The following is a 2,228-nucleotide window of genomic DNA, read 5'->3' as shown; positions in this document are numbered from 1 at the left end:
GTCTGGCCGCCGCGAATGCCCTGCGCGGACAGCCGGTCGATTTCGTCGAAAATGATGTCCAGATCCATGCCGCCGTCCGCGCGCTGGTGCTGTTGTGTCCGCACCTCGCCGCGTCCGTTGTTGATCACGCGCACGTTGACCGGTGCGCCGTCGCGGCCGAGCTGGTTTGCCACGCCCTCCTGCTGCGCGGCGTTGAGAATGATCTCGCCGTCGCGTGCGATGACGGGCCGCTCCCCGGGACCGAGCCGTCCGCCCCCGTGGTAGCGCGGGGCGTGGGCGAACAGGTCGGCGGGCACCGCCCGCACCGGGGCCGGGCCGCCCACCGCGCCGCCGTCGTGGAAAATGGACCCGAAAATGGAGCCGAGCCCCTCGGTCAGGGCTCCGGCCATGGGGCGGGCTACCGAGACACGGACCATCTCCGCGTAGATCGTCTGGAACATCTTCTCGGCGGAGACTTCGGCGCCGGTGAACGCGGACACGAAAGCATCTTCCATGGTGCCGCCCACGGTGTTGGCCAGCGAGCTCATGTTGCGCATGGAGTCCATGGCGCCGTACGCATACTGCTCCCACGCGTTGGCAGACTTGCCGGCGGCCTCTTCGTTGATTTCGGCGATGCGCAGGTTTTCCCAGTGCTGGATTTCGGCGACCTTGTCCGCGTCGCCCCGGGCGTAGCGCTGCAGCTGCTCGGACCGCGCCTGCACCTCGGCAATGGCGAACTGCGTCTCGCCCATGGTGATTTCCCGGTAGTCGCGGTCAAAATCCTTGAGCGCCGCCTTCTGGTCCTCAAGCGCCTTGGCGAACACCCGCTCGCGCTCCTTGACCCCGTTGGCGTAGTCATCGGCCCACCATGTCTCCGGGATGGAGGGAGGCGGAGGAGGATCGCGATCATCGTCCTCTCCTGCACCAGTTGGAGATTCGCCTACGCCGTACGCCTGCCCTCTGATCATGGCGACGCCCTTGCCGGCCCCCAGCTTTTCGAGGATCGCCAGCTCTTTGTCCGAAAACAACTTGATGGTCCCGGACGTGTCAGCAAGCGCCCGTTCCTCGCGGAGCTTGGCTCCTGCTTTTTGCAGTGCCAACCTGAGTTCTTCGGTACTCCCCGCAGAAGCCCAGTCTGAAAAGTCCATCTCACCTTTCACGACAGCAATGGCAGCAGCAATTTCATAAAAAGGCAGCGCAAGGGTATGCCCAATTTGCGGCATATATTTTGTCAGGCCCTTCAATGCCTCAGACAAACCGCCAACAGCCAAGGTGGCTGCTTCAGTTTGTTCAAAAGCTTCGAGAAAATCACGCCAACGGTAGGACAGGGTGTCCAATGCACCGGGCAGCCCCACGGCTGCTGCCTCGGCGGCCCCGCCGAACTGCGCCTCCAGCGCGTTGAGGATCTTTTCCTGCGCGCCCATGACGTCGTTGGCTTCCACCATCGACTTGATCATCTCTTCTTCCGCCTCGGTGAAGGAGACGCCGGAACGGCGCAGCGCGGTGAGCCCGCGCACCGGATCCTCCAGCGCCTTGCCCACCTGCGTGATGGTGGTCTTGAGAGACTGCCCCATGACCTCGGAAATATCCTGCGCCAGTACCAGCGTGGTTTTGAAGGTCTCTCCAGAGATGCTCTTAAATGACTGCAGGATGTTGATGGCGTCCATGATCTCATTGCGGTCGCCCAACGTAGCGAGATCCCGTTCGCGCGCGAGCTTGTCCAGCTCGGCGGCGGTAAATCCCGCTGCATGCCCCGTTGCATGCAGCAGCGCTTCGGTGCGATTAAGACGCCGTTCCCAATTGGCCGCACTCATGGTGCCGGATACAATTGCAGTGCCTACGGCAACAATTCCGGCAGCCGCGCCCAGCCCGGCAGGACCCATGGCTTGGAGCATAGACCCCATTGGCCCCAGTCTGTCCGTGAATCGTTCAACAGACGCGCTGGCCTGGCTGGTGGATTTTTTCACCCCGCGCCCGAACCGATCCCATGCGGTCTCGGCTTTGCGGGTGCTGCGCTCGGTGCGCTTGAGGTCGCGGCGGACCTCGCGGAACTCGTCCTGCGTCTTGTTGACCGCCTCGATGAGCACCCGCACGCTCGAATCGTTCGCCATCGTACCCTCCTAGTCGGGACAGGTTGCACAGACCATCTCAAGAGCGTTGCCGAACTGCTGCCGGCACTCGTCCACGTACCGCCCGCCGCACTGCTGGCCCACGGCCTGCGGCGCGCGCTCCCGCGCATCGGTGCGGCC

Annotated in this window: 1 protein-coding gene; it reads right to left on the bottom strand. The window is 63.9% G+C overall.

Annotated elements, in window-relative coordinates:
* The coding region (locus B149_RS0115975) for a phage tail length tape measure family protein (RefSeq protein ID WP_018126164.1) at positions 1 to 2,090 on the bottom strand (2,090 nt) is incomplete at its 3' end.
* Between the last annotated feature and the right edge of the window lie 138 nt (positions 2,091 to 2,228).

The organism is Desulfovibrio oxyclinae DSM 11498, from assembly GCF_000375485.1.
Taxonomy (GTDB): Bacteria; Desulfobacterota; Desulfovibrionia; order Desulfovibrionales; family Desulfovibrionaceae; genus Pseudodesulfovibrio; species Pseudodesulfovibrio oxyclinae.
The sequence above is the reverse complement of the archived record's forward strand: the minus strand, read 5'-3'. Positions and strand labels throughout refer to the sequence as shown.